Here is a 26006-nt window from a genome sequence, read left to right as displayed (position 1 = left end):
CTCCGCCACATCTTTACCGGCGGAAGACTACCCGCGCCGACCGCGGCTGAATTTCTTCTGGAATTTTTCAACCCGCCCGGCCGTGTCGACAAACCGTTTCTCACCGGTGAAAACCGGGTGAGAGTCAGAAGTGATGTCACAGATAATCATCTTGTGCGATACGCCATCAATGTCCTCAGTCTTGTCAGCCTTAACGGTCGACTGAGTGAGGAAGCGATTACCGGTCGAAACGTCGACAAAGCAAGTAGGACCGTAGTCGGGATGGATGTCTTTTTTCATCGGTCTTGTTCTCTTTGGTAAATCAACCCTGGCGGGCTTTGAAGCGAGGGTTGGTCTTGCAAATAACGTAGATGCGACCGCGCCGACGAACCACTTGGCAGTCAGGATGACGGTGCTTCAGGGACTTGATGGAAGAGACGACTTTCATGGCGAAAAACGGGAAAGGATCAATTTTTCGGCGCTAGTGTCAATAGCTTTTGCGCTAATTCAATCGGAAATAGGTGACGGAGAGAGGCGGTAGATTGACTCCGATACTGTGCGGGCGTCCATCCCACGGTATCGCTTCCGAGTGGGTTCCACCGTTGTTTCCAGCTCCTGTGCCACCGTACTCGGAAGCATTGGAGTTTAGGCATTCCTGCCAAAAGCCAGGGTAAGGCACTCCAACTCTGTAACCGGGCCTTTCTACGGGAGTAAAATTCCCAACCACAAGGTAAGAACCCTGCTCCTTATCCGAAAGACGAACAAAACTCAGCACACTGTTTGCCGAATCGTCGCAGTTGATCCACTGGAAGGCCTCTGGTTTGTGGTCGGTTTCCGCAAGGGTGCGGTCCGTCTGGTAGAGGTGGTTCAAATCCCGGACCAGATCACGAATACCATAGTGATCCTGGTACTCGAGCAGATGCCAATCGAGGGAGGAGTCGTAGCGCCACTCAGATGACTGTCCAAATTCGCAACCCATAAACAGGGTTTTCTTGCCAGGCCATGCCCACATCAATGCATAAAGCGCCCTCAGATTGGCGGCTTTCTCCGGGATGTGCCACATGCCCATTTTGAGGAGCATCGATTGTTTTCCGTGGACTACTTCGTCGTGGGAAAAGGTGAGGACGAAATGTTCGGAATAGTTGTAGAGCATCCCAAAGGTAAGCTCGTTCTGATGATATTTCCGATGGATTGGATCCTTGGAAAAGTAGCTAAGCGTGTCGTGCATCCAGCCCATGTTCCACTTGAAGTCGAATCCTAGGCCGTAGTCAGAGGTCGGTTGGGACACTCCGCCGAATGCGGTCGATTCCTCCGCGATTGTCATGGCTCCAGGATAGTAGTTGTGGATGAGGTCATTGACCTGTCGCAGAAACTCGATCGCCTCGATGTTCTCCCGACCTCCATATTGGTTGGGAATCCATTCACCTTCCTCGCGCGAATAGTCGAGGTAAAGCATGGAGGCGACTGCATCGACGCGGAGGCCGTCAATATGAAACCGGTCAAACCATGAGAGGGCAGAGGCGATGAGAAAAGCTCGAACTTCATGGCGTCCGTAGTTGAAAATCAGAGTCCCCCAGTCGCGGTGTTCGCCTTGCCTTGGATCTGCGTGTTCGTAAAGGGCGCTGCCATCAAAGCGAGCGAGTCCGAAACTGTCCTTGGGGAAGTGTCCCGGAACCCAATCTACAATCACTCCAATTCCCTTTTCGTGGAATGTATTGACCAAGAACTGGAAATCCTCTGGCGGACCAAAACGATGAGTTGGAGCGAAAAAGCCGGTGACTTGGTAACCCCAGGAACCGGAGAACGGATGTTCTGCGAGGGGGAGAAACTCAACGTGTGTAAAGCCCTCTTCCTTGACGTAGTCAGCCAGCTCGGTGGCCATCTCTCGATAGGTGAGAGGCCGGTTTCCATCTTCCGCTACCCTCTTCCACGAACCCGGATGAACCTCGTAAATCGAGATAGGTTCCTGCCTCCAATTTTTATCCGACCGAGAGTTCACCCACTCGTGATCCGTCCATTTGAAGCCCCTCGTTTCGCAAACGATCGAAGCGTTGTGAGGCGGGGGCTCAAAGCGGGTTCCGTATGGATCGGTCTTAAGGGTGAGTCCTTCGTCGGCTCCGTGAACCTCAAACTTATAGGTAGTTCCTTCGCTGAGACCGGGAATGAACAGTTCCCATACACCGGAACTTCCAAGGGCCCGCATGGGATGGTAGCGTCCATCCCATTGATTGAAATCGCCCACGACGGAGACGCGTCTAGCACTTGGTGCCCAGACCGCGAAGGACACGCCGGGGACCCCTTCGATAATTTTTACATGGGCGCCGAGCTTGTTGTAGATGAAGTGCTCGTTGCCTTCGTTGAAAAGGTAGAGATCCTGTTCTCCAAGGGTGGGAAGGAAGGCATAGGGATCGAAAAATTGCCGAACCTCACCGTTCGGTTGCTCGGTCCGCAGCCGGTAGGGAGTGACTTCAGTGATGTCTTTTGAGAAACCCTCAAAAAAGCCGTTCTCGTCGATCTTTTTGAGTGGGAAACGAACCTCTTCCCCTGAGTTCTCGACAATGACTGCCTGACAAGAATCGGCATTTTGGAGAAAGGCCCTCACTACCACTCCTTTTTCTCCCTTACTGCTAGCAGCGTGCATTCCAAGTATGTCGTGAGGAGCGGTTTCGGCAGCGTTGAGAATGCGGGAGAGAGCCTTTTTCGGGAGAGAATAATCTGCCATATCGATAGCTTTAGGGTTGGAGCGCATTGCGCGCAATGGTTGAACTATAGACACGGAATGATTGGCACTTCAATACATTCCCCTTCGCGAAGGGGAGAGTCTGGTCTTGGCGCCAAGGTCGTTTTTCTTCAGATAATTTTCGCGATCTCCACAGAATGGATACGAATTCGTTTTGTCTTGTGCTCTCTTTTGGTGGTCGGAGGTGCCCTTGGTTCTCTTTCGGCTTCGGATGAGCCAGAGCTGCCATCGGGACCACTTCGGTTTCTCTCATCCGGGACAATGGATTATGATTTCTCGACGGATACAATCTCTGCAACGGGTCCGGTCGAGGCGGCCTACGGTCCCTATCGAATGGAAGCAGGTGAGGTCGTCTGGAATCGTGGAGAAGGGCTGATCCTCCTCCGCGGTGGTATGGTTCTGGACAACCTGGAGGCCGAATTTGTCGATCCAGACTTGCAGGGCAGAGGGGACTTTTTTGAGGCCTGGTGGCCGAGATCTTACGGCGACGCTCCTTTTATTCTCGAGGCCCATCGGGGAAGTCTCGGGATCGCTGATCGTTCGATTCAGGCCGATGGTAGGGTGGCTGCTCGATTTCCAAGGGGTCGAATGATTGCCGAGAAACTTGATGTCGTGGCCACTGAGGAAGGATCATTGGCTGCCGAGGGTGTTGCCGCAGGGAGTGGAGTCTTCCTTCTAGAAGCGGACTCAGTCAGCGGTGATGTCGTTGGAGCAACCTTGACGGATGCTACCGTCTACCTGAGTGAGCCGTCTGACTGGGGACCGCGGATTTCGGCCCGAGAAATCCGTCATGCGCGAGGTAAAGAATATATTTCACTCTACGGAGTGACGCTCGGAGTGGGTCCTGTTCCTATCCTTTACCTTCCTCGCGCATGGCTTCGTGACTGGGACCTGGGAATTCGCTTCGATCTTGGGGGTGGTTTTAGCGATAACCTGGGGACCTATGCCGAAATCGGTCTCGGTTTCAGTGTATCTCCCACATTTTACCTCATGCCGGAAGTCTCCCTCTACAGCAAAAGAGGCGTCATGTTGTCCCCTAATTTTTCGTGGCAGCGGTCTTCAGAAAGCGGAGAGTATTACACGAGCGGATCGTTATTCAGCGGATATATTTCGGACCGGGGAGGATCGAGTTTGAGAGGAGTGGACCGGTTCGGAGATCCAATCGGTTCTTCCCGGGGGTATGCCTTGGCGCAGGGTTTGGGAAACCGTCGTGGCTCGTGGAGTTTCGTGAATCAGTTTGAGGCTCGGTCTGATACCGAGGTCTTACGAGATTTTCGGCCCGGTCTCGAAAGTCGCTATTTCGCTCCGGATTCCTTCTCCGAGGTTTTTGTTCCGTTCGGACCGTTTTCATTCTCGGCCCTCGGTCGGTTCCGGACTCTCGATATGACGGAGTCAATCGAGGCGATCCCTTCCGTTTCGGTGGCTCTCAATCCTCTCCCACTGGGCAAAACGGATATCGTCCAGGAGGGTTGGCTTGGCTACGGTCGGCTTCGCAGGGCAGACTCAGACAACTCCACCGAGGCCGAAGCCGATCGACTGGAAGCGGCTTATCGGCTGAGCACGGTTTTACCAACTGCTTCCTGGGTGACGATTGAACCCGTAGCGGGAGTGAGGCAACGGGTGTATGAAAACTTTTCTGGCAGCACAACCGGCTCAGAAGGATCCTCGACCCTATTTGAGGTAGGTTTCGATGCAGGCCTCGATTTCAACCGACGGTGGGATACGAAGAGTAGAGTTTGGAACGTCGATGGACTATTGCACCAGACGAGGCCTGTCTTGGGGTATCGATACTTGCCACTTTCCGGATTGGCAGTTGACGAGATACCGCAGATCCAGCCGGACGTTTATACTAGCGGAGTCGATCCCCTTGGCTTTACCAACCTGATCTACCGGTCCGATCCCGGTGCGGAGCAGATCCTTCGAGTTGGTTGGGAGAATCGGATTCTTGCGGGAACCTACGGGGAACCGGGTCAGTTGCGTGCCTTGGGTGCAATTTCGGTTTACCAAGATTGGATCGAAGGGCGAAGTGAAGGGTCGAGCCGACCCAACAACTCAATGGTGGTCGCTTCCGCTAAGCCAGCAAGCTGGGTCTCGTTCGACTTGTTTACCCGTTTGGATACCAATCGTTTAACGCTAACGGAACTGGTTCCTGGACTCGCGTTGCGAGACGGTGACCGTTGGGATAGCCGCTGGTATTTCCAGTCACTGCAACGCCAGGTCAATCAACTACTTTGGGATGCTTCGATCGCCTTTAATCGAAAAAACCGATTCTTGTTTGAGATGCGTTACAATGGCCAGAGCCAGAAGATCACGAAACAGTCTTACGGGTGGCGTCGACGTGTGGGTAACGCATGGGAGTTAGAGACCAGAGTGATTTTTCGACGTGACGATACTCGGGAGAGTGATTTTCAGTTCAATGTTTCGGTGACCAGTCTTCTGTTTTGATACGCTTTTATCGACGAAGTCGCTTCGACTTCTCAAGCTTGCGTACTCAGGACAGAGCAGCCATTCTCTGATCCATGATGCGTGGCGTTCTTCTTACTTTCATCTTTGCTCTTTTCGCTTTGGGTTGTGCGTCGAACTCTGAATACGGAATTAAAGCGGATCCGCTAATCGACGCAGCAGAGGGAGATGAGACCGGAGGTTCTTTGCGTGATCAAATCACACAGGAAAATACCCGAGCTCGAGAAGAAGGTGCTGAGCCAATCTTTCGTGTGGAAGATGACCGGTAGGTTCCTCAAATCGGCTTGAGCCCCGACTCTTGAGGGTTGAGCCCGCCCTCTAGGTCTCCGTATCCCCTAACGCAAAGTTAACGGAGTCAATTCCAGCGATCGCACAAGCGTCCATGACGCGGACGATCGTTTCGTGTAGAGCCAAATCGGCAGGGGAAATGGTGACGATCGCTTCAACTTGGTTCGCTGAGGAGGTTTCCTTGAAACGTGTGAGCATCGCCGTCAGCTCGATCAGCTGAATTGCATCGGGTGAATCGTAGGCGAAATCATTGACGATGACCTGCCCGTCTTCACGAATCTCGATAATCTGTTCATCCGGAATTTCGAGTGCTTCCGTTTGCTCAATGGTTCCAGGCAACTGAAAGGACAGATCAGCTTCCTGTTTTTCCAAGGTTGCCGATACCATGAAGTAGATCAGAAGGAGAAAGACACAATCGATCATCGGAGCGATTTGGATCTCCGGTTTCGGCTGCTTCTTTTTCTTCAGGCGGGCCATGACTCAAGAGCCCGACTCATAGGTCGAGTAGATTACTTCGTAGGCACCTGCTTCCGCACAAGCCTCGAGAACTTTCTTCACCTCGGAAAAAGGGGTAGTCCGATCGGCTCGCAGCTGGATCTGCAGCTCAGGCTCGTCGGAAAGGAGAGATTCGAGCCGTTCTGTCACGACCTCCAGCTCAGTTTCCGTCGCACCCCAGTACACGGTGCCATCGGCTTTCACTGAGATCGGAGTCCGGTTGGAAAGATCGTCGGGGACCTCTGCCTCTAGACTCTCGGGGAGATCCAGAGGGACTCTTTTCTGGGCTTGGGCGAGGGTGCTGACCGTCATGAAGAAAACGAGAAGTAGAAAGACCATGTCGATCATCGGAGCCATTTGGAACTCCTCGGGCTCCGGGCCCTTTTTTCGCATCCTTACCACGCCTGAATTGAGAGCAAAACTAGTGCCCAGGGAAAGAAAAAACAGATCGTAAGAGGAGTCCTCAGTTTTTTGAGAAGGGGAGAATTTGGGTTTGAACTGATCGAACGGTCAACGCAAGGTGGAAGGTCAATGATATCTTGTGCAGCTCCTTGCTCTCTTGCCTCCGCCCGGATCGGTCCGGGTGCAGGCTTGTTTTCTATGACCCCGGCTTCCTGAATGGGCAGGATCCCATCTTCCAGCCGGCATCGGCGTTCGGTTCAAACCGGCCCGAGGCGAAACGATCGAATTCGCGTCCCCGAAATCCGGGTAATTGGTCCAGAGGGAAAAATGATTGGTGTCATGCCGACGAAAGATGCCCTCGATTTGGCGAAGAGCGTTGGGCTCGATCTCGTTGAAGTAGCACCGAATTCGCGTCCTCCGGTCTGCCGTATTCTCGACTTCGGGAAATACATGTACGAACAGAGCAAGAAGCAGAAAGAGTCGAAGAGCACCTCGCAGAAACTCAAAGAGGTAAAGTTCAGGGTTAAAATCGATACCCATGATTACCTGACCAAGATTCGCCGTGCTGAGGATTTCCTCGATAAGGGGAACAAGCTCAAGCTGACTCTCATGTTCCGAGGACGGGAAATGGAACACACCGACTTGGGCTTTGAAACGATCAAAAGAGCGATTGACGACCTCGATACGATGGCGGCCGCTGACAATGACCCACGCTTGGCGGGACGAAACATTTCGGTGACTCTTTCGCCTCTTCCGTCAAGCCGCCGGAAAAGGCGATTTAGTTCCGAAGAAGTCGAGTGATGGTTCGCCCGGGTAAAGTTCCCGGAATCGTGATTGGTCTCCTGTTTCTGGCGTGTTTGGTTACCGCTCAGGAACCGGACAGACCCGAGTTCATCGGGCTGTCAAAAATTGCTAAGGACCTTGGCCTGAAGATGGGGCCTGGGGAAAGCGAGAGGGAAGTACGTTTGAAGGGTGAATGGGTCGTGCTCGACTTTAAAGCGGCTTCGAGGATCATGTGGCTGAACGGATTAAAGATCTTCCTGGGAAACCCTGTATGGCAGAGCCGGGGAGGGCTTTATCTTTCAACCGATGATTGGGAACGTTTGCTAAAGCCAATCCTCATGCCAAGGGTCGTCGGTAATTCACCGGGCTACCGGAAGGTAGTAATCGATCCCGGACATGGAGGGAAGGATCCCGGAGCGGTAAATTCCGCGATGGGTATTCAGGAGAAGGATTTGGCGCTCGCGGTATCTCGATTGATTGCGCAAAGACTCTCCGCTGAGGGATTTGAGGTTCGGCTGTCGAGAAGAGACGATCGTTTCATTCCATTGGACGATCGACCGGAATCGTCGAACCGTCTCCAGGCAGACATTTTTCTCAGCATTCACTTTAACGCAGCAAACCCGTCGGTAAGAGGAGTAGAGACTTTTGTTTATACCCTTCGTGGTGATCCATCTTCGGGGAGAACAAATGTGGAACCTGTGGACAGGCGGGGCTACCCCGGGAATGCAAATGATCACTGGAATGCCTTGCTCGGTTTCTACATCCAGAGCGAGATGGTGAAAGGGACAGGTCTTCCGGATAGAGGTCTGAAGCGGGCTCGCTTCACGGTTTTAGAAGACCTGGATTCTCCGGGTGCTCTTCTCGAATTGGGATTCCTGTCGAATTCGCAGACCGCTCTACTCTTGAAACAACCAGCCTTTCTCAACCGTTTGGCTGACGCCGTCACTCAGGGAGTTTTGCGATACCGGCGCACCTTGATGCGGCTTGAAACATCGCCGTAGGCTTTTCCTGTTTCCGCTTGTCCGTTTCCCGGGATTCGGAAAGGGTGATCGAATGGTCCGCACTGTTCGAACTCCGTTTGTGCTCTTCGCTTTGCACCTGTGCGCCTTTGGTTTTTCAGGTTCAGCTTCTGCCATAGATCCGGAGTCTGTAGTGATTGTGGCAAACTCATCGAACTCGAAATCGGTAGAGCTTGCAGAGTATTACGCAGAACGAAGGGGGATCCCGGAAGAGAATATTGTCGCCCTTCCAATGCCTGAGAAGGAAACCCTTTCCGGAATGGATTTCATTGGAGAGATCTGGGACCCGTTGCAGGATCGCCTGGTCGAAGATGGTTGGATAAGAGCGACTTTTCGGTCCGGACGTGATGATTTCACTCGGCGAAACGCGATTGTATTTGGTCATAAGATTGGAGCCTTGGTTCTCTGCAAAGGAGTGCCACTGCGGGTGGCGCACGAGGATCTTTTTTTTGCTGAACGGGACACAAGGCGTTTACCGAAACCATTCCAGACGACTCGGGCTTCCGTGGACTCAGAGCTGGCTCTACTTGCAGGGGACGCTTACCGCATGGCAGGTCCTACGAGAAATCCGATCTTCGGGAGATTCAACCCGTCTGCTTTCTCTCTCGAAAAAATCATCAAGGTCTCTCGGATTGATGGGCCGTCTTTTACGACCGCCCGCAGAATGATTGATTCTGCTATCGAGGCTGAGGAAACCGGTCTTTGGGGTCGAGCGTATGTAGATATCGGCGGTCCTCACAAAAACGGAGATGAGTGGCTCGAAGAAGTGGGCAACCTCATCGAGCAATCCAATTACGATCTCGATATCGACCGAGGAAAGCCGACGATAAAGGCGTCGGCTCGGTTTGACGCTCCCGCTCTTTACTTTGGCTGGTATGCTCGATCAATCGAAGGGGCTTGGAAGGATCTCGATGTAGCCGTTCCTCCCGGGGCAATTGCCTTTCACATTCACAGCTTTTCAGCCACGACGCTACAAGACCGTGATGTAGGATGGTCGGGTGGTTTGGTTGATCGAGGCGTTGCGGCGACCGTCGGGAATGTGTTCGAGCCCTACTTGGAAGGAACGCACAACCCGGTAATCTTCCTTGCCAGTCTGTTGAATGGAAACACTCTCGCGGACGCCGCTCTCCAGAGTATTCGTTTCTTAAGTTGGCAGACGATAGTGCTGGGCGATCCGCTTTACCGGCCGTTTGCGGTTCCTCTCGAAGACCAACTTTCTTCGATTTCCATTACGAATCCATTTTCCCAATACGCGGTCATTCGGGAAATGAATCGTATCCTCGGTGAAGAAGGTGAGAGTGCAGCGGCGGACTACGGAAAAAGGAAATTTTTGGAAGCACCTGGGTTTGCGATTGGTTTAAAGACTGCTCGCCTGCTCAGGGAGGATGGCCGGGCGGTGGAAGCACTCGATCTGCTGGCTCCCTTCCGCCATTCGATAAGTGTTGCACCTGACGAGATTGCTGTGGTCGTAGGTATCGCCGGGGAGTTTGCGAAGCTTGGAGATACGACCAGTGCGATGCGACTTCTTTCCGCGATGGCGGATTCTCCAAACGCTCCTTTGATTCTGCAGCTCTCTGTCCTGCAGGAGGCCGCCGATATCGCAAACGGTATGGGCAGCTTCGTAGAGGCAGAGAATTTTAGACAGGAATACGAGCGGAGAAAGCCTCCGCCCCCAGAGCCAAAGAATAAGAAAAAGTGAAGGGATCCGAACTCTATCGCCAGACGAATTCGGTAAGGAGAGCCGCAAGAAGAGGGGGTAGGTTAGATTCCGGTGTTTCCAACGGCATAGCCGGAACCGCTTATCCTCTCTTATGGGCGCTTATCAAACAGAGGCATCTTTGAGGGGTTTGGATGGGCTAGAATGGAAACGGTTTATCCTGAAAGAGTATGTTCCGGATTGGGGTATCTTGTTGGTTTGTGGTCTGTGCTGTCAGACATTGGTGGCGGATCAGCGTTGATTAGAGAATATTAGCGGTCTCCAGCTTCGCGGGATCGGAATTGGTCGGTGCTTTTCTCCTACCAGTTACCGATATCGTCGCTTGTCCCGTCGGTTCCATCGGGGCCGGTGGACCATACATCGTAGCCTTTGCTGCTTCTGGTTCCCGGGAATTGGTAACGGTAAGGGTTTCCCCAAGGATCTTCGGGGATATCATCGAGGTACGGACCTCTCCAATCTTCTTCCCCCGCAGGCTTGTCGACTAGAACTTGTAGACCTTCACCTCCTGAAGGATAGTTGCCCGTATCGAGCCGGTATGCGGCAAGTCCAGTGCGGGCGGTCTGTTCAACAAAAATGGTCGCTACCTTTTCCTGACCCCCGCTGAAGAGGCCTTCCACATTGGTGAGAACGACACCGACTAGAAGGGCGAGAAGGGCGATCGCCATCAGCACTTCCAGGAGAGTGAAACCGCTGGAGGCTTTGCGCAGATCTGTTTTTCGCGAAGAAAAGTGGGATCTTTTCATGAGATACGTATCGTCGCAATTGCGGCTTGGCGCAAGTTCGGTATTTCACGTTTGAGATTTGGCCGGGAGCCAAGCAATCTTGCCAAAAATGCAAAAACCAGAGTTCAGTGAAGTGGTTGACCGTATCTGCGCGGAGAACGGTAGGTTCCACCCCAATGCCTACCTTTTCGTTCGGCAGGGTCTGGACTACACGCTGACCTCGCTGAAAGAGCGTGGTGAAATCAAGACAAGGCAACATATCTCGGGTGAAAAGTTGCTGGATGGAATCCGAGCTTATGCGTTGGAACAATATGGCCCAATGACCAAGGCGGTTTTTGACCACTGGAACATCGAAACGTGCCGTGACTTTGGAACGATCGTCTTTGAACTCGTGGATTACGGGGTTCTTGGCAAGACCGATGAAGATAGGATCGAGGACTTTGAGAGTGGATACGATTTCTTCGAGGCTTTTGAAGAACCTTTTCTTCCTGAGAAGCCGTAATTGTCGCGAAATCAGTTTCTACCTTTGCAGTGGTTTTTTGTCGGCGTAGTTCGTGGGTATAGCGGAGCAGGATACAGTGCCTGTCGTCGAGGTGAACAGGCCGGGCGTTGGAGTGGTTTCCCTACAGATCTGGATCGGAGCGGGTAGCTGCGCTGAGAAGGATGGTTGGGTAGGGAGCGGACTGGCTCATTTTCTTGAGCATATGGTTTTTAAGGGAACAGAATCCCGCTCTGCGGCCATGATCAATCGCCAAGCGGAGTTGCTTGGAGGATATTTAAACGCCTACACCTCTTACGATCGGACCGTCTACCATATTGAATTACCGGCAGAAAATGCAGTCGAGGGGCTTGATCTCTTGGCCGATTTCGTTTGGCACCCGGCTCTTTCGGATCATGGATTCGAATCTGAAAGGGAGGTTATCCTTCGGGAGATCGCTATGACGCGGGATGATCCCGAGAATCATCTTTTTGAGGAGATGATGCGAGCTGCTTTTCCTTCGGACACTTGTCGCTATCCGGTGATCGGCTTGGAGCCCTCATTTTTAAATTTGGATTTGCACGCGCTTCGATCTTTTCACCGTGAAAACTACTTTTCGGGGGAGTGTTTTCTCCTTCTCGCAGGTGATATTTCGGAGGAACTACGGCTTCGGGCGAAGTTTTTGGTGCCTCGGAAAAACAAGTCTCTGCGAGATCCTGCACGATGGTCCGGAGAGCAGGGAGCGGCTCAGGTTCGACTGACCGGTAGTTGGGAAGGGAGCCGAGGCAGCCTGATCTTTCCTCTGAAAATCGACACTCCGAGAACCGCTCTTCAGGCAGAAGTTCTTCTCGAATCGCTCGTCGGTGGGGAGAGCAGTCTCCTCAATCGGGTGCTCCGGCTGGAGAACTCACTCGTTCACCAAGTCGATGGTTTCATCTTTCCGGTTGGGGGCTGCTCAGTGTTGGTTTTGTCTTGGACGGCGGATCGCGAGAACCTAGGCAAGGTGGAAAAAACGATCCTTGCTGAGTTTGAGCAAATTGCCCGCGGTGATTCAATCGACGATTGGTTCACTGATGGAAGAGATCGTTTGGCTTTCCGTATGATGAGCAGGATCGAGTCGATCGATGGTTTGGCAGAATGGATAGGCGACGGCTATCGACTCTTTGGAGAGGTTTTGGATTCCTCGGTTGAAATGGAGGAATTGCGCAGTCTGAAACAGGAAGACTTCCGGAATTTTGTGGGGGGAGTAGTGAACACGGCGAAAGCAGTGGTCGGGCAGCTGAGTTCGGCAGATAGATGAGCTTTGTTTCAGGTGTCCCCGAAGGTCTCATTCTCGATCTGCTTCCAGAAAGAGGGTTTGCAAGTGTCTGTATTGCTTTCACGGGACCGGAATTTTGGGAAGCACCGGGGCAGTTGGGGTATTCCGCGTTGCTCATGGACTACATTCGTTCGGGAGCGGGAGTTGTCAGCGACATTGAGGTTGCAGAGAAGTTTGGAGGATGGGGTGGTGGCTTATCATCCTTCTGTGGAGACGTAGTTTGTGGTTTGCGTTTTTCAGTCAGGCCTGAGGTTGTGTGTGACTCATTGGCATTCCTGTCTCAGTTGCTGGTCTCGATTATCGAGGATCCCGGGCTTTTGGACAGGGAGAGAAACGTTCGGACTTCATTGATTCAGGAGGAGAGGGACGATCCTTCGTCAAAAGCTTTTCGCCAAATGCGACAGTATCTGTTGGCTGGATCTTCCCTTGCCGATTCGCCGGATGGGCGCGAGGAAGATCTTCAGCAGGTGTCTTTCTGCCAATTGAAATCATTAGGAGAGAGAATTATCAGACGGGGGCACACCGCTATGGCGATCAGCGGTGAATTTGATGTGGAGTCTGTTTGTAGAATCGTCGGCCGTCATTTTTCTCTCGGCAGGAGAGAGAACAAGACCCCCTTTTTGAACAATGATCGATCCCATGTCGGTTCCTTGGATCGAAGAGAGGAGCATGATCGGGCACAGGCGATCGTAGTGCACGCTCTCCGAACTGGGCCTGAGACAGACGGCATACAGTCGCTCTTAGGTAGATTGGCTTTAGCGAGTTTGAACGGATTGTCCGGACCTCTTTTTGAGGAGATTCGGGAAAGTCATGGACTGGCTTATTTTTGTTATGCCCGTCAGGTGGTGGGTCTCTCCGCCGGAGTGTTTGGCGTTGTTGCGGGATGTGAAAGAAATCAGACAGAGTTTCTGGTCGATCAACTGCAAAGCGTTTTCCGAAGGCTGTCTAGGGAAGGGTTTACTCCTGACGAGATGGCAGCAGGAAAGGCGATGGTTTTGTCAGGTTTACGAATAAATCGGCAAAGAGCCTCGTGGAGGAGTTACCGACTCGCCACACGTGCCGTGATTGGTTGGCAGTCTGATCTTGGCGAGAACGAAGAGGTTCAACTGAAAGAGATTTCCCTGGACACTCTCAAAGTCTGGACGGAGGAAGAGTGGGGTCAGAAGCAATTCTCTACCCTTCGCCTTTTGCCGGAATCGGTCGATTAGAGCACTTTTCGATTAGTTTGAACCATCAGGCTGAGCTGCTTTTGCGCCTCAACGAGGCGGAGCGACGCGCTGCGCACTAGAAGTGCGTGAGCGTCGCTCGAACGCTGTTGGGGCTCAAAAGCAGCCAGTCCTCCGGATGGGGTTAAACTGAGAGTTCGCTGCGTTAGCTTGGTGTTCACGGGCTTTAGCCCGCTACACACCAAGCCGCCTTCCTCCTTCGCTGAGAAGCTACGGCGGGACAAGTGCGCTGCTCTCATTTTAAATCCCACCTGACGGTTCAACCTAATCGAAAAGTGCTCTAAAGGAGACCAAGAGGTTTTTTTTCATTAATCAAACTGCTGTTCGGTTACGCTGGAAGCAGTGCTAACCAAACTTCGGTTTGGGCCCTATCACCAGCCACACGTCTTGTTTGCCTCTCCCTTTGATCTCGATTCCTCTCCTCGGTTCGAACGAAAAAGCACTTTCGACCTTTTGTTTAACCGTATCTGAGGTCTGCACTCGCCCAGCGATGCCATGCGATTCCATTCGGTTCGCGATATTGACCGTATCTCCCCACAGATCGTAGATGAACTTCGACTTGCCAATTACTCCAGCGACAACGGGACCGCTATGGATCCCAACGCGGAGAGATACCTCGGTGCCATACTTCTCGTTGATTAATTCTGTAGCGTCGATGAGCTCTAGTCCTACAAAGACAAGTGCTTCAGTCGGCGAATCGTTCGGCTGGCTAAGTCCAGAAACGGCCATGTAGGCGTCTCCTATGGTTTTGATTTTCTCGACGCCGTATTTTTGGGCAATGGAGTCAAAGGCTGAGAACAACTCGTCGAGAAACTCGACGACATTTTGTGGGGTTGACTCTCTCGTCATCGGAGTGAAGCCAACGATATCTGCAAAGAGAACAGAGACCTCTGGAAAGAAATCCGCGATGCGTTGCTCTCCCTTTTTGAGTCTACCGGCTATTCCCTCAGGGAGAACATTGAGAAGAAGTGACTCATTCTCCCGATTCTTCTCGGCAATCACCCGATTCTGCTCATCGATTCGAGTGGTCATCTCGTTGAACGATCGGGTCAGGCGCCCGAGTTCATCTTTCGAAGTGCTTCGGATTTGGCTTTTGTAGTCTCCTTCCGATACTCGGGCAATAGAATGGTCTAGCTGGGAAAGAGGGTCAGTGATACTTCGGGTGATGCGCAGTGCTAGGGCCAAGGCAATCACGAAGACCGTGATCATCGCAAGCAGAGTAACAATGACGGACCTTTGTTTCAATTGATTCGCGCGTTGTTTGGCCTGGGCTGCCTTCTCTTGGGCGAAGTTGCGCACAGAAGCTAGCTTCTCCTGAATCAAAACGACGTGCCGAGCGCCTTTTCCTCGGGTTATTTCGGCGGCAACAGGGTCTTCCTTTTCGACGTTTAGATAGATGACCTCGTCGCGAATGGGTCTCCAATCCAGCACCGCAGCCCGTAGAGCATCGATCTCGCTTAAATCCCCCAAAAAGCGTTCGCGCACTCTTTCAAGAAGGAAGAGAACTCGTGCTTCCAGTCGTTGAACCTTTTCGCCCGAGGCAATTTTCTCTTCAATGGTCGGATAGGCAACCAGATCTTTCATCTCTCGGTGCATCTCGAGTATACGCACTTCCGTTTCGGCGATTTCGGTCATTACCGTGAAGGGATGTTCAAAGATGAGTCTCGTCTGCTGCGCGAGGCGATTGATCTGGAAGATGGCCAAAACGGCTAGCAATACGATCGTCACGAGAATGCACCCGAATCCGGCGATTAACCGCTTGCCGATTCTCATGTTCGAAAGAATGACCATGCTAGACGGAACTACCCTTACGAGGTAGCAACGAAAAGCAATCAGGGAAAAATCTCAGGCCTGGCGACGACAAATGCCCGCTGCGTTTTTGGCAGCACTTCAGGGTACGCCGATGCGAGAATCGCGAACGGATCCGTGGGGCTCTTCTTCCTGGAGAAAGAGCGGAGCCAACACCCTTTGTTGACCCTCCCTGCGGAGTGAAAAATGATTTGGCGTCCCGTAGGGGATTCGAACCCCTGTTGCTGGGATGAAAACCCAGTGTCCTAGGCCTGGCTAGACGAACGGGACGCGGCAAAGGGGAGGAATAGAAGGGTCATTTGAAGGTAGATCAAGCTAGAAATGAAGAATTAGAAGAACGAGATGACGAGTGCGTTCGGCAACCTCACCTAACGTGAAACTTTGTATTGGCTATTGACCCGTCCATCGGGTTATTGCCTTATGAAGGAATTGAAACCGAAGTACAAGCGGGTCGTCATTAAGCTGAGCGGTGAAGCTCTTTTAAACCGGGAAACGGGAGAGCCTTTTGATCCTCCGGTTCTCGAATCGGTCGCTCGCCAGCTCAAAGAAGTGCATGAACTCGGCGTGCAAATCGGTATAGTTGTGGGAGGCGGTAACATTTTCCGCGGACTGAAAGGAGAAAGTCGTGGGGTGGATCGTACTACCGGAGACTATATGGGTATGCTTTCTACAGTGATCAACGGGTTGGCTTTTATGGATGTGATCGAGAAGGTGGGTGTGCCGGTTCGCGTTCAAAGTGCGATTCCAGTCGAAAAGATTGCGGAGCCATTCATCTTGCGGCGGGCAAAAAGGCACCTGGAAAAGGGCCGCATAGTCATCTTTGTTGCAGGAACGGGTAACCCTTACTTCTCAACAGACACGACAGCGGCGCTACGGGCAAGTGAGATGGGGGCGGATATCATTCTGAAGGCGACGAATGTGGATGGAGTCTACGATAAGGACCCAAAGGAATTTCCGGATGCCAAGAAGTATGATCAGGTGGATTTTGTCGATGCGTTAAGGAAGCGGTTGAAGGTCATGGACTCGACCGCTTTTTCGTTATGCCTGGACAATAAGATGCCCATTCTCGTTTTTTCCATGCAGGATGAGGGCAGTATCAAGAGGGCAGTCTGCGGCGAACCTATTGGGACTGTTGTGTCTTCAGGGGACTAGATCAAAGTCTCCTGCTGGTCGAGAAACCAGGAAACTAACGATCCGAATCGCGTAACCCAAGGGAGTGAGCCTGATCCTTTATTCATGATTATTCCCCATAGAGTAGAGTTGCTTTATCCGGTTTGGCCGATTACCAACTTCGTAATTACCGGTTTATGCGGGGTGGCTTTTGTCGGGAGTTTGGCGGGCTTCGACCGTTTTCTTGAGGGAATTGTTCTGGAGAGCTGGAATCCCCTTGAGCTTCTTTTCAGTTCATTGCTTCACGCAGGGCTACTCCATCTCCTTTTAAACATGGTGTTTCTTTGGGTTTTTGGGAACGCGATCTGTGCGAAGTTTGGGAACATTAAATACCTGGGCATTTTCTTTGGAGGGGCGCTTTTCTTGGCTGCTATTCATTTGCTTTTCGATGGGAGGCCTGCGGTAGGGGCCAGTGGTGCCATCTACACGGTTTTAGGAATTTTCGTTGCCCTCTACCCGGTAAATCGAATCCACAGTTTCTACTGGTTTATATCCATCTGGGGTAGCACGGGCATCAAGGCTTACTGGTTAATTGGGTTTTGGTTCGCGACCGATGTATACGGGGTGGTTAGTGGATCTGAGAGTGGAGTTGCTTTCTGGGCTCACATTGGTGGTTTCGTCTTCGGCATCGTCTTCGGTCTTCTTGCCTTGAAAAACGATTGGCTGGAGATGTCTCACCATGATAACGAAACGCTGCTCGACATTTTAGCCCAAAGAAAAGTGTAATACTAATCTGCGTTATCCGGTAGTGCGCAGGCCAGACGAGATTGCATTTATGGTCAGGAGAAGCCTTGTAGTGAGTGCGGCTTCTTCCTCAGGGTCGTTAATTCCTGCACGCAGTTTTCGAAGGAGTCGAATCTGTTCGTGATGCAAAGGTTCCAGAGCTTGGCTTCGTGGCAAAACCGTCTTATCCAGTCGGGGACGACGATCTTTTTGCTCACTCCCAAATAAGCGGGTCATGGTTTGGTGAGTCAGTTCCAGCTCGTTGAGGATGAGCGTCATAAACTTTGTCCGGATTTGAGAATCGGGAACCATATCCGCATAGGCCTCCATGATGTCGCTGCTTGCTGCCGATAGCGAAGTCTCAATGTTGGTAAGAACGTAGCGAAGAAAAGGCCACGACGAGAGTCCGTTTCGAATTTTCTCAAACTCTTCTTCGCTCAATTGTGACACTCCGGATCCAAAACCGTACCAGCCCGGCAAAAAGAACCTCGATTGGGACCAACTGAAGACCCAAGGAATCGCCCTTAGATCTTCCAGAGAGCGCACTCCGGTTCGGCGGGCTGGACGCGACCCAATACTACTTTTCTCCAGAGCGTCGAGTGGGGTTGCACCGGTGTAAAAATCCATGAAGCCATCTTCTTTCAAGAGACCCCGATAGACTTTGCTGGCTGCATCCGATAGGGAGTGGACCGCTTCTACAATATCGGACTCTGGAAGGTTTCTCCTTGGGCCGGTTAGAGAGTGGTAACAGGTGCCCGAGATCAGAAGGTCGAGATTGTGGCTAGCGGTCAGGTCGTTCGCAAATTTTTGAGCGATGGTTTCTCCCTGCTCGGTGAGACGGAGGTCGAAACTGAGTGCAGTCGGAGGCAAAGCTTCGAGAAAGCGGTTTGTGGGTCCGGCTCCCCGGCTGATCGTTCCTCCTCTACCATGGAAGAAGCGGATTCGGTAGCCCATCTTTCGAGCGACTTCGGTTATGTTCTGTTGAGCAACATGAAGACCCCATTGGCTCGCTAAAATGCCGCTATCTTTGTTGCTATCGCTGTAGCCGATCATGACCTGTTGAACCGGAAGGCGAAGAGAGGTGAAATCGCAGACCGCTTCCGTGTCTCGAAGGGCTCCTTTTTTTGCCAGGAGACCGCCTCTTCGGTAGGTCCACTGTAGAGAGTTGCGAGTGACTGGATGGGAAAGAAACGTCTCAAGAATACCTGGTCCGTTTTGTAGGTCTTCCAGAGTCTCCAAAAGAGGGACTACTGGGACCAGGCAGATGACTCCAAAGTCCAGCTTTCGGAGGAGATTGGCTTCCCGGGCTAGAAAGTATACGGCAAGAAGATCCGATGCAGATCGCGTCATGCTGAGAATGAAGGATCCGATGCCTTCATCACCGTGACGGTCAATGTAGCGGGCGATCTCCCGATAGGCGGCGATGACCGCCTCAGCCTCCTTTCCCGGTGTTTCGCCGACAGGGAGGAGAGGAAAAGGAGACTCCAGTTGGGCTTCGAGAAATTCAAGGCGCTTCTCCTCCGGCCACTCGCTGTAACCATGATCTTCCATCCCAGCCCGATTGAGGATTTGGTCGATGGCTTTCTCATGAAAAACGCTGTTTTGCCGGACATCAAGGGCGGCAAAGTGAAATCCAAAAACTTCAATGTTTCTCAAAATTGGATCGACGTCCATGCGGGCGACTCGTTCCGCACCAATTTCAACGAGTGAGTCCCGAAGGGCGCGGAGGTCGGCGCTCAGGTCGAACGAGTAACGATAGAATCGACTCGCTGGATACTTGGAGTCAGAGGGATCAAAGTCAGGGGGAGGTAGCTGGGCGATCAGGAGGCTAATGTATTGTCGCCACGGCTCGTGGGGATTCCGGTCAAGGAGGGTAGTTGCCTCGTCGCCGATCTGAGAGGCCATCGCAATCAACCGATCTGAAAAACTTTCCGGTGGTTTTTGTAACCGATCGGATAGGCTTAGTCGCGCCCGTAGCTGGGAGAGTTTGGACTCCTGGAGGGCGAGCGCGTTTGTTCGGTAGTCGAGGAGTGATTCCCGGGTTACCTTTGCGGTAACGAGAGGATGCCCGTCACGGTCGCCGCCTACCCACGTGCCGAAGCGGAGGCGAGGACGATTCGATGAGTTTCCAATCAGGTTTGGGTCCCAGCCGTTGGCCAACCACGCCTCCTCAAGGTGGCGATCAATCTGAGGGAGAACTTTCGGAAAGACGTTGTTAAAATAGTGAAGTTGGCCGGCGCGTTCTGCTGCGACACTGGGTTTGGCCAGCAGGGTTTCTCCAGTGCGCCAGATTCGCTCCATAGCGTTCTTGATTTGGTTTTCGATCCCAATCCGCTCATTGGGGGTCCACATGCTGTTCTCTAGCCGCACGATCAAAACATACAGTTCGCGATATTGCTCTAGGATGGTGACCCTTTTGGATTCAGTAGGATGAGCAGTGAGCACTGGCTCGATCCTAAGATAGGGGAGTGCGTCGGCCACCTGATCGGCAGTCCAACCATCCTCCTTTAACTTTCGAAGGTAGAACCCCCACAGTCCGGACTCATGCAAGGGTCCATTGGATCTCTCGTAAAGACGCCGCATCTGGTTGGATACGTTCTCCTCTACCATATTGAGCAGCTGAAAGGCGATCGAAGTCGCCTGAATGACACCCGGATCCAGATGGCTTTTCTCATCGGTGGGTGCTTTACCGATCCAAGGGAGATGGTGGGCGATTTCCGTTTCACCGAGTCCAATAAGCATGTCACGAAAACAGCCCACGAGGAAGTCGAGATCCTTGTCGATCTTTTCGAATCCGATCCTGATTCTTTCGTTGTAGGTAAGCGTTTCTTCCATTCGGTGGGCGGTTAAGCAGTTCTCTTTCCAGTTTTATGGTCGGTGGTAAGGGGGCAAAAGGGCTACGTCAAACGCAATGGGTTCGTCCAAAACGGTTTCATCTTGCTGTTGGAATTAGTCGGATTTACGACGATCAAAGTGAATTTTCTGTTGTTTCTGATCGAAGTAATGGTCGGTGCCAGACTTACTACTTGTTACTACAGATCGAGCGATGCGTCTTACTGTGCGGGCCTAATGGCCCTCCTCCAGACAAGTTTTCAAGTTTTTCTCGGTGCGGGTATCACGGCGATTCTGTTTTACGGAGTTCTTTCCTTCACTCTTTGGATGGGATACTTCCACGTTCACCAGTGGCTTGCTGAAAAACCTACGTTCTGGGTAAACACTTGGGCCTGCTTCGGGATCACAGCGCTAACGATCATCTAGGGGAAGACCTGTGATCCTATTGCCATTTCGTTGCATCGACAGCTCTGTCAACGAGCAAGAGGTGGCTTATCCTTGGATGAATACCGTTTTTCTAGCCCTCTCTTCGATAGTCACCTTAGCAGTTCTCGCTACCAATTACTTTGTTTTTCTTTTAGTGGAGCTCCTTTTTGTCCCGATCGGGTGGCTGGTTCATGTGAACTTATATCATATGGTTGGTAACCTGTTTTTGATGCTTGTTCTCGGTAACTTCGTAAACCGAAAGATGGGATCACTTGGCTACTTTCTGTTTGTGGTCCTCTGCGGAATCGGAGGTGCTCTTTTCCACGCTTTGATCGAAGATACGGGCGTGGTGGGAGCAAGTGCGATTGTATTTGGATTGATGGGTTATCTGGTAGTCGTCGCGGGTAAGGTGAGGTTTGATTGCACGTACTGGATCGTTCTTTTTTGGGGCGTAAAGCGCCTCCAGTGTCGAGTGGTTGTAGGAGTTCTTCTTTTCGGCCAGGTCGTGTTCCAAATTCTTCAGCCGGAGAACTTGATTTCTCTTCCTGCTCACATTTTTGGCCTGCTTTTTGGAGTGGTGATCGGGTTCTTTACCACGAGGCGTGAAGCTATTCGTGCGTTGGAACCCCCGAATTGAAAATGGCTTGTCGACTTCATGTTTTCCTTAATCCTCGTCGCTAGATCTTCTTTCGAGCTGAAGTGAATCCTTTCAAGCGATGGTAAGTGGTTCTTTTCTTTACTCTACTTTGACCAACCATTAACCTCTATCTCATGAATGATATACCATCGTCTTACCTCCCCAAACCCCTCCCGTTTCTGGGCATGGCCTCTCTTCTCGGTGCTGCCGCAACCTCTAACGGCGCGATTCAGACTGTTAACACTCCCATCTCCGCTTTTTCCGTTGGAGGTTCTGATACAACACCTTGGAATATCGACGGTGGGGCGACGTCAGAGACCGAAATAGCCGCTTATGTCGACTCGGCGACTTCCTTATTTCGCAGCGCTGTGGTTGGGAATATAACGGCCAATGGATTCGAGCTTATTGCTACGACAATATCGAATCAGGTGGTCAACTTTGCAGGAAATCCCAGCTTTATTATTGGCCCGACTCTCACCAATTATGCGTTTGGTCCGAACTCCTTTGGAAAGTTTTATGCGACCCCAACCACTACTTTCCTCAACGGAACGTACTTTTCAGCGAACAGCACGGGAGTCTTCGGTTTCCGGTTTAACTCGGGCGGGGATACTTTTTATGGACGTGCGGAAGTCTTGTTTGAGTTTCCGAATTTCCCTACGGAAAGTACATCGGTAACGATCCAGAGCTGGGCGTGGAATGATGTGGCAGACGAACCAATTCTATCCGGCGGCACTGCTGTTCCAGAGCCCGCTGACGCTGCAAAGGGACTGGGATTGCTGGCTTTGGGAGCGGCAGGTCTTTCCCGCTGGAGACGGTCCAGGCATAGTTCGGATGAAGACTAGATTACAGTTTCTCTAATATTTGAAACGATCTGAAGAAATGGAAAACCCTATTCACTTAATCTTGTCGTCGGCAGTCTTCGGAATTGCCATCTTGCTCGCGTCACACGGAAATGCCTCGACACTTGACGGCACTCTCGATGTCGCAGGTCCGAACCGTTTTGTCAGGGACGTTGAAGTGACCTTGTTTGAGGCGTCAGAGTTTACTCCGATTGCCCTTGCGACAACTACAACCGATTCGAGTGGACAGTTTCAGTTCGACATAGGGAAAGATACTTCGAACAGCATCTTCTTTTTGTCCGCAACACTTAGACCGGGACTTCGGATGCTGGCGATCCTCGGAGAGGAGCTTCCGGCGACTGCGGTTATCAACGAGCTGACTACTGTAGCATCAGCCTATACAATGGCACAGTTTTATCGAACCGGACAGATAGCTGGAAATCCCTTCCGCCTCCAGATCGCCTCGCAGATGTATGGAAACATTGTGAACCCTGTGTCAGGAGGAATCTCTGATGTGTTGTTGAACCCGCCCAATTCCGATCAGACGAATTCACTGCGCCTCACGCGTTCACTCAATAACTTGATGAACGGCTGCGTGCGGCGTGGCACGATACTACAGCAATTTCTGGATACCGCGACCGATGAGTTTGGACGTGCAGCGATGGATACAGCCGAAGCGTTTGCGAACCTTGCTCGCCAGCCGGCAAAGAATGCAGAGACGATTTACGATCTTTCGAGGACGGGTCGAGGATTGACGCCGACTCTTTCCGCTGCACCGGTTCAGTGGACGATCGCCGTGAAGGTCAACAACACGGGAGATCCTAATATTCCCTTTGGTGGAGTGGCCAATGTGGACTGGGATTCCCGCGGGTATGCTTGGGTGGGCAATAACGTGACGCAGGGGACGCCCAACTCGACGAACCTGAACGTCGTCCTCAAACCGGATGGGTCTCCCTCTGACGGAACGAACGGTACTCCACTCTCTCCTATAGGAACCGGCGGTCTTCTTGGGGTTGGCTGGGGGACTAGTGTCGATCAAAACGACAACGCTTGGTTCGGCAATTTTGGTTGGACTACACCGGTGATCGGTGACACGGACTTGTATTATCCGTCCCAAACTCCGTCCGATCCAAACGGAGCCCAAACCGGGAGTGTCTCTCACTTTGCTCCAGACGGAACTGCTTTGTCGGCACCCAGTGGATATTTCGGGCCTTACCGGGTCCAGGCAATCGAGCCCGATGTAAACGGCAACATCTGGATGGCGAGTTTCGGTGATGCGACCAATGAAGCAAACTACCCGAACGGGAGCGGGGTGTGGGTCTTTCGCGATGGGGATCCGAATGACCAAATTTTTTCAATTACGGACCCCAAGGACGCACCGTTCGGGATCGCACCGGTACCTGATGGAGATGCCGCATGGGTTACCTTCTCCGGCGGGTTGGCCGGAACCAATCCGGTGAGCCTCGCGCGCTACGACCTGGTGGGCGATTCGCTTCAGCAAACATTCCTGAAGGAGTTCGATAAGTCGGAAGCGAGCACCTTGAAAGTGGTCATAGTGGACTACGCGGGAAATGTATGGTTTTCCTCCCAGGGAACGGACGAGGTTTTTGCTTTTGATACAGATGGGAACGAACTCGGGCAGTTTTCCGGAGGAGGTATTTTCGGCCCGTGGGGGCTTGCCGTCGATGGTAGCGGTAATATCTGGGTTTCCAATTTCGGTCCGATTGCGGTCAATAATGTCTTTGATGAGGCTAGGCTCTCGCAGATCTGCGGAGCCAATCCAGCGGGCTGGCCTGAAGGGCTGTCCTTCGGCGATCCGATTACTCCGGAAACCGGCTACACGCTTCCTTCCGAAGGGGAGCCAGTGACCCTTTCCAACGGAGATCCGCTCTTCGGTCCCGGTGCTGCACCTAACTTTACGCCGATGATGCGATCAACGAGCGTTCAAATCGACGCGGCGGGCAACGTCTGGGTGATCAATAACTGGAAGCCACCGTTCAACACAGACGCAACGACGAATCCGGGGGGTGACGGGTTGGTTATTTTTGTTGGATTGGCTCCGCCTCCACCGTTGGATTGGTAGCTGGTTAAGGTCTTGGGTAGTCACCCTTGTTCTTACAGGCCTGAGTAAAAAATCTCGGGGGACTTTTTAGGTACCAATACTCTCCCCGAAACAGAGTTTCGAGGCTATGGGGAGAAACCGTTGACTACAGAGATCGAGGGCTCTGTGGCCTCGGTTCTGCGAACCGGGGACTTGGACTGACAAATCAGAACCCGTTGTCCAACACGACCTCGTCATACGGGAGTTGCCCTGGCTTTGGCCACGCGTCCTTAGTGCCTTTTCCAACAGCGACCATAAAGGCGATCTGGTGACCTTCCGGGAGGCCGATCAACTTTCCGACCGCCTCAAAATCAAATCCGTCCATTGGACAGCTGTCGTAGCCCATCGCTTTCGCAGCGAGCATGAGAGTCTGTCCGGCAATGCCGGCTGACCGCATAATCTCGTCTCTCTGGACGTCTTCGCGGCCTTCATAGTATTGCCCAATCGCGGGAACCAAAAAGTCCTGCACTTCCTGTGGGGCATTCACCCAATACTGGTTTGGGTCCTCCTTCCACCCGTTGACATTGCCGCAAATGATGATCAACAGGGATGCGTCTGTCACTTGAGCCTGATCCCATGCCACTGCTCGAATCTGTTTTCGTAGCTCCGGGTCTTTCGCTAGGACAAATCTCCAGTGCTGGATGTTGAAAGCAGTGGGAGACTGTAGAGTTAGCTCTAGTAGACGCTTCTCATCCGCCTCGGGCATGTGGTGTTCCGGGTCGAAGTGTTTGATGGCGCGGCGGCTCTCGATTGCAGTGAATGTATCCATAGAAGATTAGGGTAGAATTGCTCATCGAAACCGTCAAACTTTCGGCTTCCATGTTTTACGATCAAATCAGAGTGAGTCTCCGTGCAGGAAACGGCGGTCACGGCTGCGCGAGCTTTCGTCGGGCGAAGTATGTGCCGAAGGGCGGTCCGGACGGAGGCGACGGAGGGAATGGTGGTGATTTGATTCTGCGTTCTGATCGAAACGTGAGTGACTTGCGGACTTATCGATTCCGGCCTCAGTGGAAGGCCAAGAGCGGAGAGAGCGGAAAAGGAAGTCAGAAAAACGGGAAGAACGGTGAGAGTGTCGTCCTAATCGTTCCGATCGGAACCGAGGTAGTCAACGAGCGAGGCAAGACGGTCTGCGAGCTACTGGAGGATGGAGTCGAGGTGACTCTGCTGCGGGGCGGTAAGGGTGGTTTGGGAAATATTCATTTCAAGACCGCTACCAATCAGGCTCCCCGTGAATTTACTGAGGGGAAACCGGGACAGGCTGGCGACTTTGTTTTTTCCCTGAAAACCATAGCAGATGTGGGATTGATCGGCTTTCCCAATGCTGGGAAATCGACGCTTCTCTCCCGTCTGACCAACGCCTCGCCGAAAAGTGCTCCGTATCCCTTTACCACGGTGGATCCTTCGGTCGGTATGACGGAGGAAAACGAGAACTTTGGGTTCCAGAAAATTACGATAGCCGATATCCCGGGTCTAATCGAGGGGGCGGCGGACAATCGCGGATTGGGGCATCGATTTTTGCGCCATGTGGAGCGCTGCCGGATATTGTTGGTGGTTCTGGATAGCGGAGGCTCTGATGGTCGTGATCCATTGGAGGATTTTCAGGTGTTGCAGAAAGAGCTTGAACTGTACCGTAAGGACATGGTGGCAAAACCAATGATGGTTGCGGCAAATAAGATGGACTTACCTGCGGCCACTGAAAACGTAGAAAGGCTGAAAGAGGCAGTGGATCTTCCGGTTTTCCCAATTTGTGCGGAACTAGGGGAAGGGCTGGAACCCCTTTTGGAGGCTCTTTATGAGGCGTGTGGGGTGTAAGTTTTTGATGGGGTAGGGCGCAGGCTC

At 52.3% G+C, this 26006-nt stretch carries 24 protein-coding genes and 1 tRNA gene; 15 read left to right on the top strand and 10 right to left on the bottom strand.

Translation table 11 applies throughout. From position 1 onward, the window contains the following. Window positions 1-27: 27 nt before the first annotated feature. From AAGJ81_05500 to glgB, 3 genes are read right to left on the bottom strand one after another with little or no spacing between them, the layout of a single operon-like run. The gene (locus AAGJ81_05500) at window positions 28-279 is read right to left on the bottom strand and encodes a type B 50S ribosomal protein L31 (protein ID MEM0965585.1); all 252 of its coding nucleotides are present in this window, start codon (window positions 277-279) and stop codon (window positions 28-30) included. Between the two features lie 22 nt (window positions 280-301). Further along, window positions 302-427, bottom strand: a complete 126-nt coding sequence (ykgO, locus tag AAGJ81_05495) for a type B 50S ribosomal protein L36 (protein ID MEM0965584.1) — start codon at window positions 425-427, stop codon at window positions 302-304. A 54-nt stretch (window positions 428-481) separates the two neighbouring features. Further along, on the bottom strand, window positions 482-2728 hold the full coding sequence (gene glgB / locus AAGJ81_05490; GenBank protein ID MEM0965583.1) for a 1,4-alpha-glucan branching protein GlgB: 2247 nt from the start codon (window positions 2726-2728) through the stop codon (window positions 482-484). A 30-nt stretch (window positions 2729-2758) separates the two neighbouring features. Here glgB and AAGJ81_05485 point away from each other — a divergent pair, with 30 nt between their 5' ends. Together AAGJ81_05485 and AAGJ81_05480 are read left to right on the top strand one after the other, a co-directional pair. Next, entirely contained in the window at window positions 2759-5164 is a 2406-nt protein-coding gene (locus tag AAGJ81_05485) for a hypothetical protein (GenBank protein MEM0965582.1), read from the top strand. A 74-nt stretch (window positions 5165-5238) separates the two neighbouring features. Continuing rightward, window positions 5239-5451: a hypothetical protein gene (locus AAGJ81_05480; protein MEM0965581.1), complete on the top strand. Its 213-nt coding sequence runs from the start codon at window positions 5239-5241 to the stop codon at window positions 5449-5451. 49 nt (window positions 5452-5500) lie between these two features. Here the strand turns inward: AAGJ81_05480 and AAGJ81_05475 are convergent, their stop codons facing one another. Continuing rightward, entirely contained in the window at window positions 5501-5947 is a 447-nt protein-coding gene (locus AAGJ81_05475; GenBank protein MEM0965580.1) for a biopolymer transporter ExbD, read from the bottom strand. 3 nt (window positions 5948-5950) lie between these two features. Beyond that, entirely contained in the window at window positions 5951-6358 is a 408-nt protein-coding gene (locus AAGJ81_05470) for a biopolymer transporter ExbD (protein MEM0965579.1), read from the bottom strand. 225 nt (window positions 6359-6583) lie between these two features. On the opposite strand from AAGJ81_05470, the gene infC reads away from it, so the two are divergent. From infC to AAGJ81_05455, 3 genes are read left to right on the top strand one after another with little or no spacing between them, the layout of a single operon-like run. Beyond that, on the top strand, window positions 6584-7168 hold the full coding sequence (gene infC, locus AAGJ81_05465; protein ID MEM0965578.1) for a translation initiation factor IF-3: 585 nt from the start codon (window positions 6584-6586) through the stop codon (window positions 7166-7168). Beyond that, window positions 7168-8151: an N-acetylmuramoyl-L-alanine amidase gene (locus tag AAGJ81_05460; protein ID MEM0965577.1), complete on the top strand. Its 984-nt coding sequence runs from the start codon at window positions 7168-7170 to the stop codon at window positions 8149-8151. The genes infC and AAGJ81_05460 overlap by 1 nt, the downstream gene beginning before the upstream one ends. Before the next feature lie 52 nt (window positions 8152-8203). Next, window positions 8204-9868 (top strand): TIGR03790 family protein, encoded by a 1665-nt coding sequence (locus tag AAGJ81_05455; GenBank protein ID MEM0965576.1) that lies wholly within the window; start codon window positions 8204-8206, stop codon window positions 9866-9868. A 317-nt stretch (window positions 9869-10185) separates the two neighbouring features. Here AAGJ81_05455 and gspG read toward each other — a convergent pair whose 3' ends face one another. Next, complete coding sequence (gene gspG / locus AAGJ81_05450) at window positions 10186-10629, bottom strand: type II secretion system major pseudopilin GspG (protein MEM0965575.1); 444 nt, start codon at window positions 10627-10629, stop codon at window positions 10186-10188. 88 nt (window positions 10630-10717) lie between these two features. Between gspG and AAGJ81_05445 the strand changes: the two genes are divergently transcribed. From AAGJ81_05445 to AAGJ81_05435, 3 genes are read left to right on the top strand one after another with little or no spacing between them, the layout of a single operon-like run. Then, window positions 10718-11110 carry a Minf_1886 family protein gene (locus AAGJ81_05445; GenBank protein MEM0965574.1) on the top strand — a complete coding sequence of 131 codons (393 nt, stop codon included), beginning with the start codon at window positions 10718-10720 and terminating at the stop codon, window positions 11108-11110. Between the two features lie 52 nt (window positions 11111-11162). Continuing rightward, on the top strand, window positions 11163-12386 hold the full coding sequence (locus AAGJ81_05440) for a pitrilysin family protein (GenBank protein MEM0965573.1): 1224 nt from the start codon (window positions 11163-11165) through the stop codon (window positions 12384-12386). Beyond that, window positions 12383-13612, top strand: coding sequence for an insulinase family protein (locus AAGJ81_05435; GenBank protein ID MEM0965572.1), 1230 nt, complete (start codon window positions 12383-12385; stop codon window positions 13610-13612). The genes AAGJ81_05440 and AAGJ81_05435 overlap by 4 nt, the downstream gene beginning before the upstream one ends. Before the next feature lie 363 nt (window positions 13613-13975). Here the strand turns inward: AAGJ81_05435 and AAGJ81_05430 are convergent, their stop codons facing one another. Both AAGJ81_05430 and AAGJ81_05425 read right to left on the bottom strand, forming a co-directional pair. Then, the gene (locus tag AAGJ81_05430; GenBank protein ID MEM0965571.1) at window positions 13976-15403 is read right to left on the bottom strand and encodes an adenylate/guanylate cyclase domain-containing protein; all 1428 of its coding nucleotides are present in this window, start codon (window positions 15401-15403) and stop codon (window positions 13976-13978) included. 228 nt (window positions 15404-15631) lie between these two features. Then, a tRNA-Glu gene (locus tag AAGJ81_05425) sits at window positions 15632-15709 on the bottom strand. A 150-nt stretch (window positions 15710-15859) separates the two neighbouring features. Between AAGJ81_05425 and pyrH the strand changes: the two genes are divergently transcribed. Together pyrH and AAGJ81_05415 are read left to right on the top strand one after the other, a co-directional pair. After that, window positions 15860-16591 (top strand): UMP kinase, encoded by a 732-nt coding sequence (gene pyrH, locus AAGJ81_05420; protein MEM0965570.1) that lies wholly within the window; start codon window positions 15860-15862, stop codon window positions 16589-16591. An 84-nt stretch (window positions 16592-16675) separates the two neighbouring features. Beyond that, window positions 16676-17335 carry a rhomboid family intramembrane serine protease gene (locus AAGJ81_05415; protein MEM0965569.1) on the top strand — a complete coding sequence of 220 codons (660 nt, stop codon included), beginning with the start codon at window positions 16676-16678 and terminating at the stop codon, window positions 17333-17335. A gap of 12 nt (window positions 17336-17347) precedes the next feature. Here the strand turns inward: AAGJ81_05415 and AAGJ81_05410 are convergent, their stop codons facing one another. After that, window positions 17348-20167 carry a phosphoenolpyruvate carboxylase gene (locus AAGJ81_05410; protein ID MEM0965568.1) on the bottom strand — a complete coding sequence of 940 codons (2820 nt, stop codon included), beginning with the start codon at window positions 20165-20167 and terminating at the stop codon, window positions 17348-17350. Window positions 20168-20209: 42 nt separating this feature from the next. On the opposite strand from AAGJ81_05410, the gene AAGJ81_05405 reads away from it, so the two are divergent. From AAGJ81_05405 to AAGJ81_05390, 4 genes are all read left to right on the top strand, one after another. Further along, a complete protein-coding gene (locus AAGJ81_05405; GenBank protein MEM0965567.1) occupies window positions 20210-20590 on the top strand; it encodes a hypothetical protein in 381 nt (126 codons plus the stop codon). A gap of 10 nt (window positions 20591-20600) precedes the next feature. After that, the gene (locus AAGJ81_05400; GenBank protein MEM0965566.1) at window positions 20601-21227 is read left to right on the top strand and encodes a rhomboid family intramembrane serine protease; all 627 of its coding nucleotides are present in this window, start codon (window positions 20601-20603) and stop codon (window positions 21225-21227) included. Window positions 21228-21361: 134 nt separating this feature from the next. Beyond that, window positions 21362-22069, top strand: coding sequence for a hypothetical protein (locus AAGJ81_05395; protein MEM0965565.1), 708 nt, complete (start codon window positions 21362-21364; stop codon window positions 22067-22069). A 37-nt stretch (window positions 22070-22106) separates the two neighbouring features. Beyond that, window positions 22107-24149 (top strand): hypothetical protein, encoded by a 2043-nt coding sequence (locus AAGJ81_05390; protein ID MEM0965564.1) that lies wholly within the window; start codon window positions 22107-22109, stop codon window positions 24147-24149. A gap of 184 nt (window positions 24150-24333) precedes the next feature. Here AAGJ81_05390 and AAGJ81_05385 read toward each other — a convergent pair whose 3' ends face one another. Beyond that, entirely contained in the window at window positions 24334-24936 is a 603-nt protein-coding gene (locus AAGJ81_05385) for a nitroreductase family protein (protein ID MEM0965563.1), read from the bottom strand. Between the two features lie 50 nt (window positions 24937-24986). Between AAGJ81_05385 and obgE the strand changes: the two genes are divergently transcribed. Next, complete coding sequence (gene obgE / locus AAGJ81_05380) at window positions 24987-25979, top strand: GTPase ObgE (GenBank protein MEM0965562.1); 993 nt, start codon at window positions 24987-24989, stop codon at window positions 25977-25979. The last annotated feature ends 27 nt before the right edge of the window (window positions 25980-26006 follow it).

The sequence above is a fragment of the Verrucomicrobiota bacterium genome (assembly GCA_038744685.1).
Classification (GTDB): domain Bacteria; phylum Verrucomicrobiota; class Verrucomicrobiia; order Opitutales; family Puniceicoccaceae; genus Puniceicoccus.
This window is presented reverse-complemented; position numbering and strand designations above follow the sequence as displayed.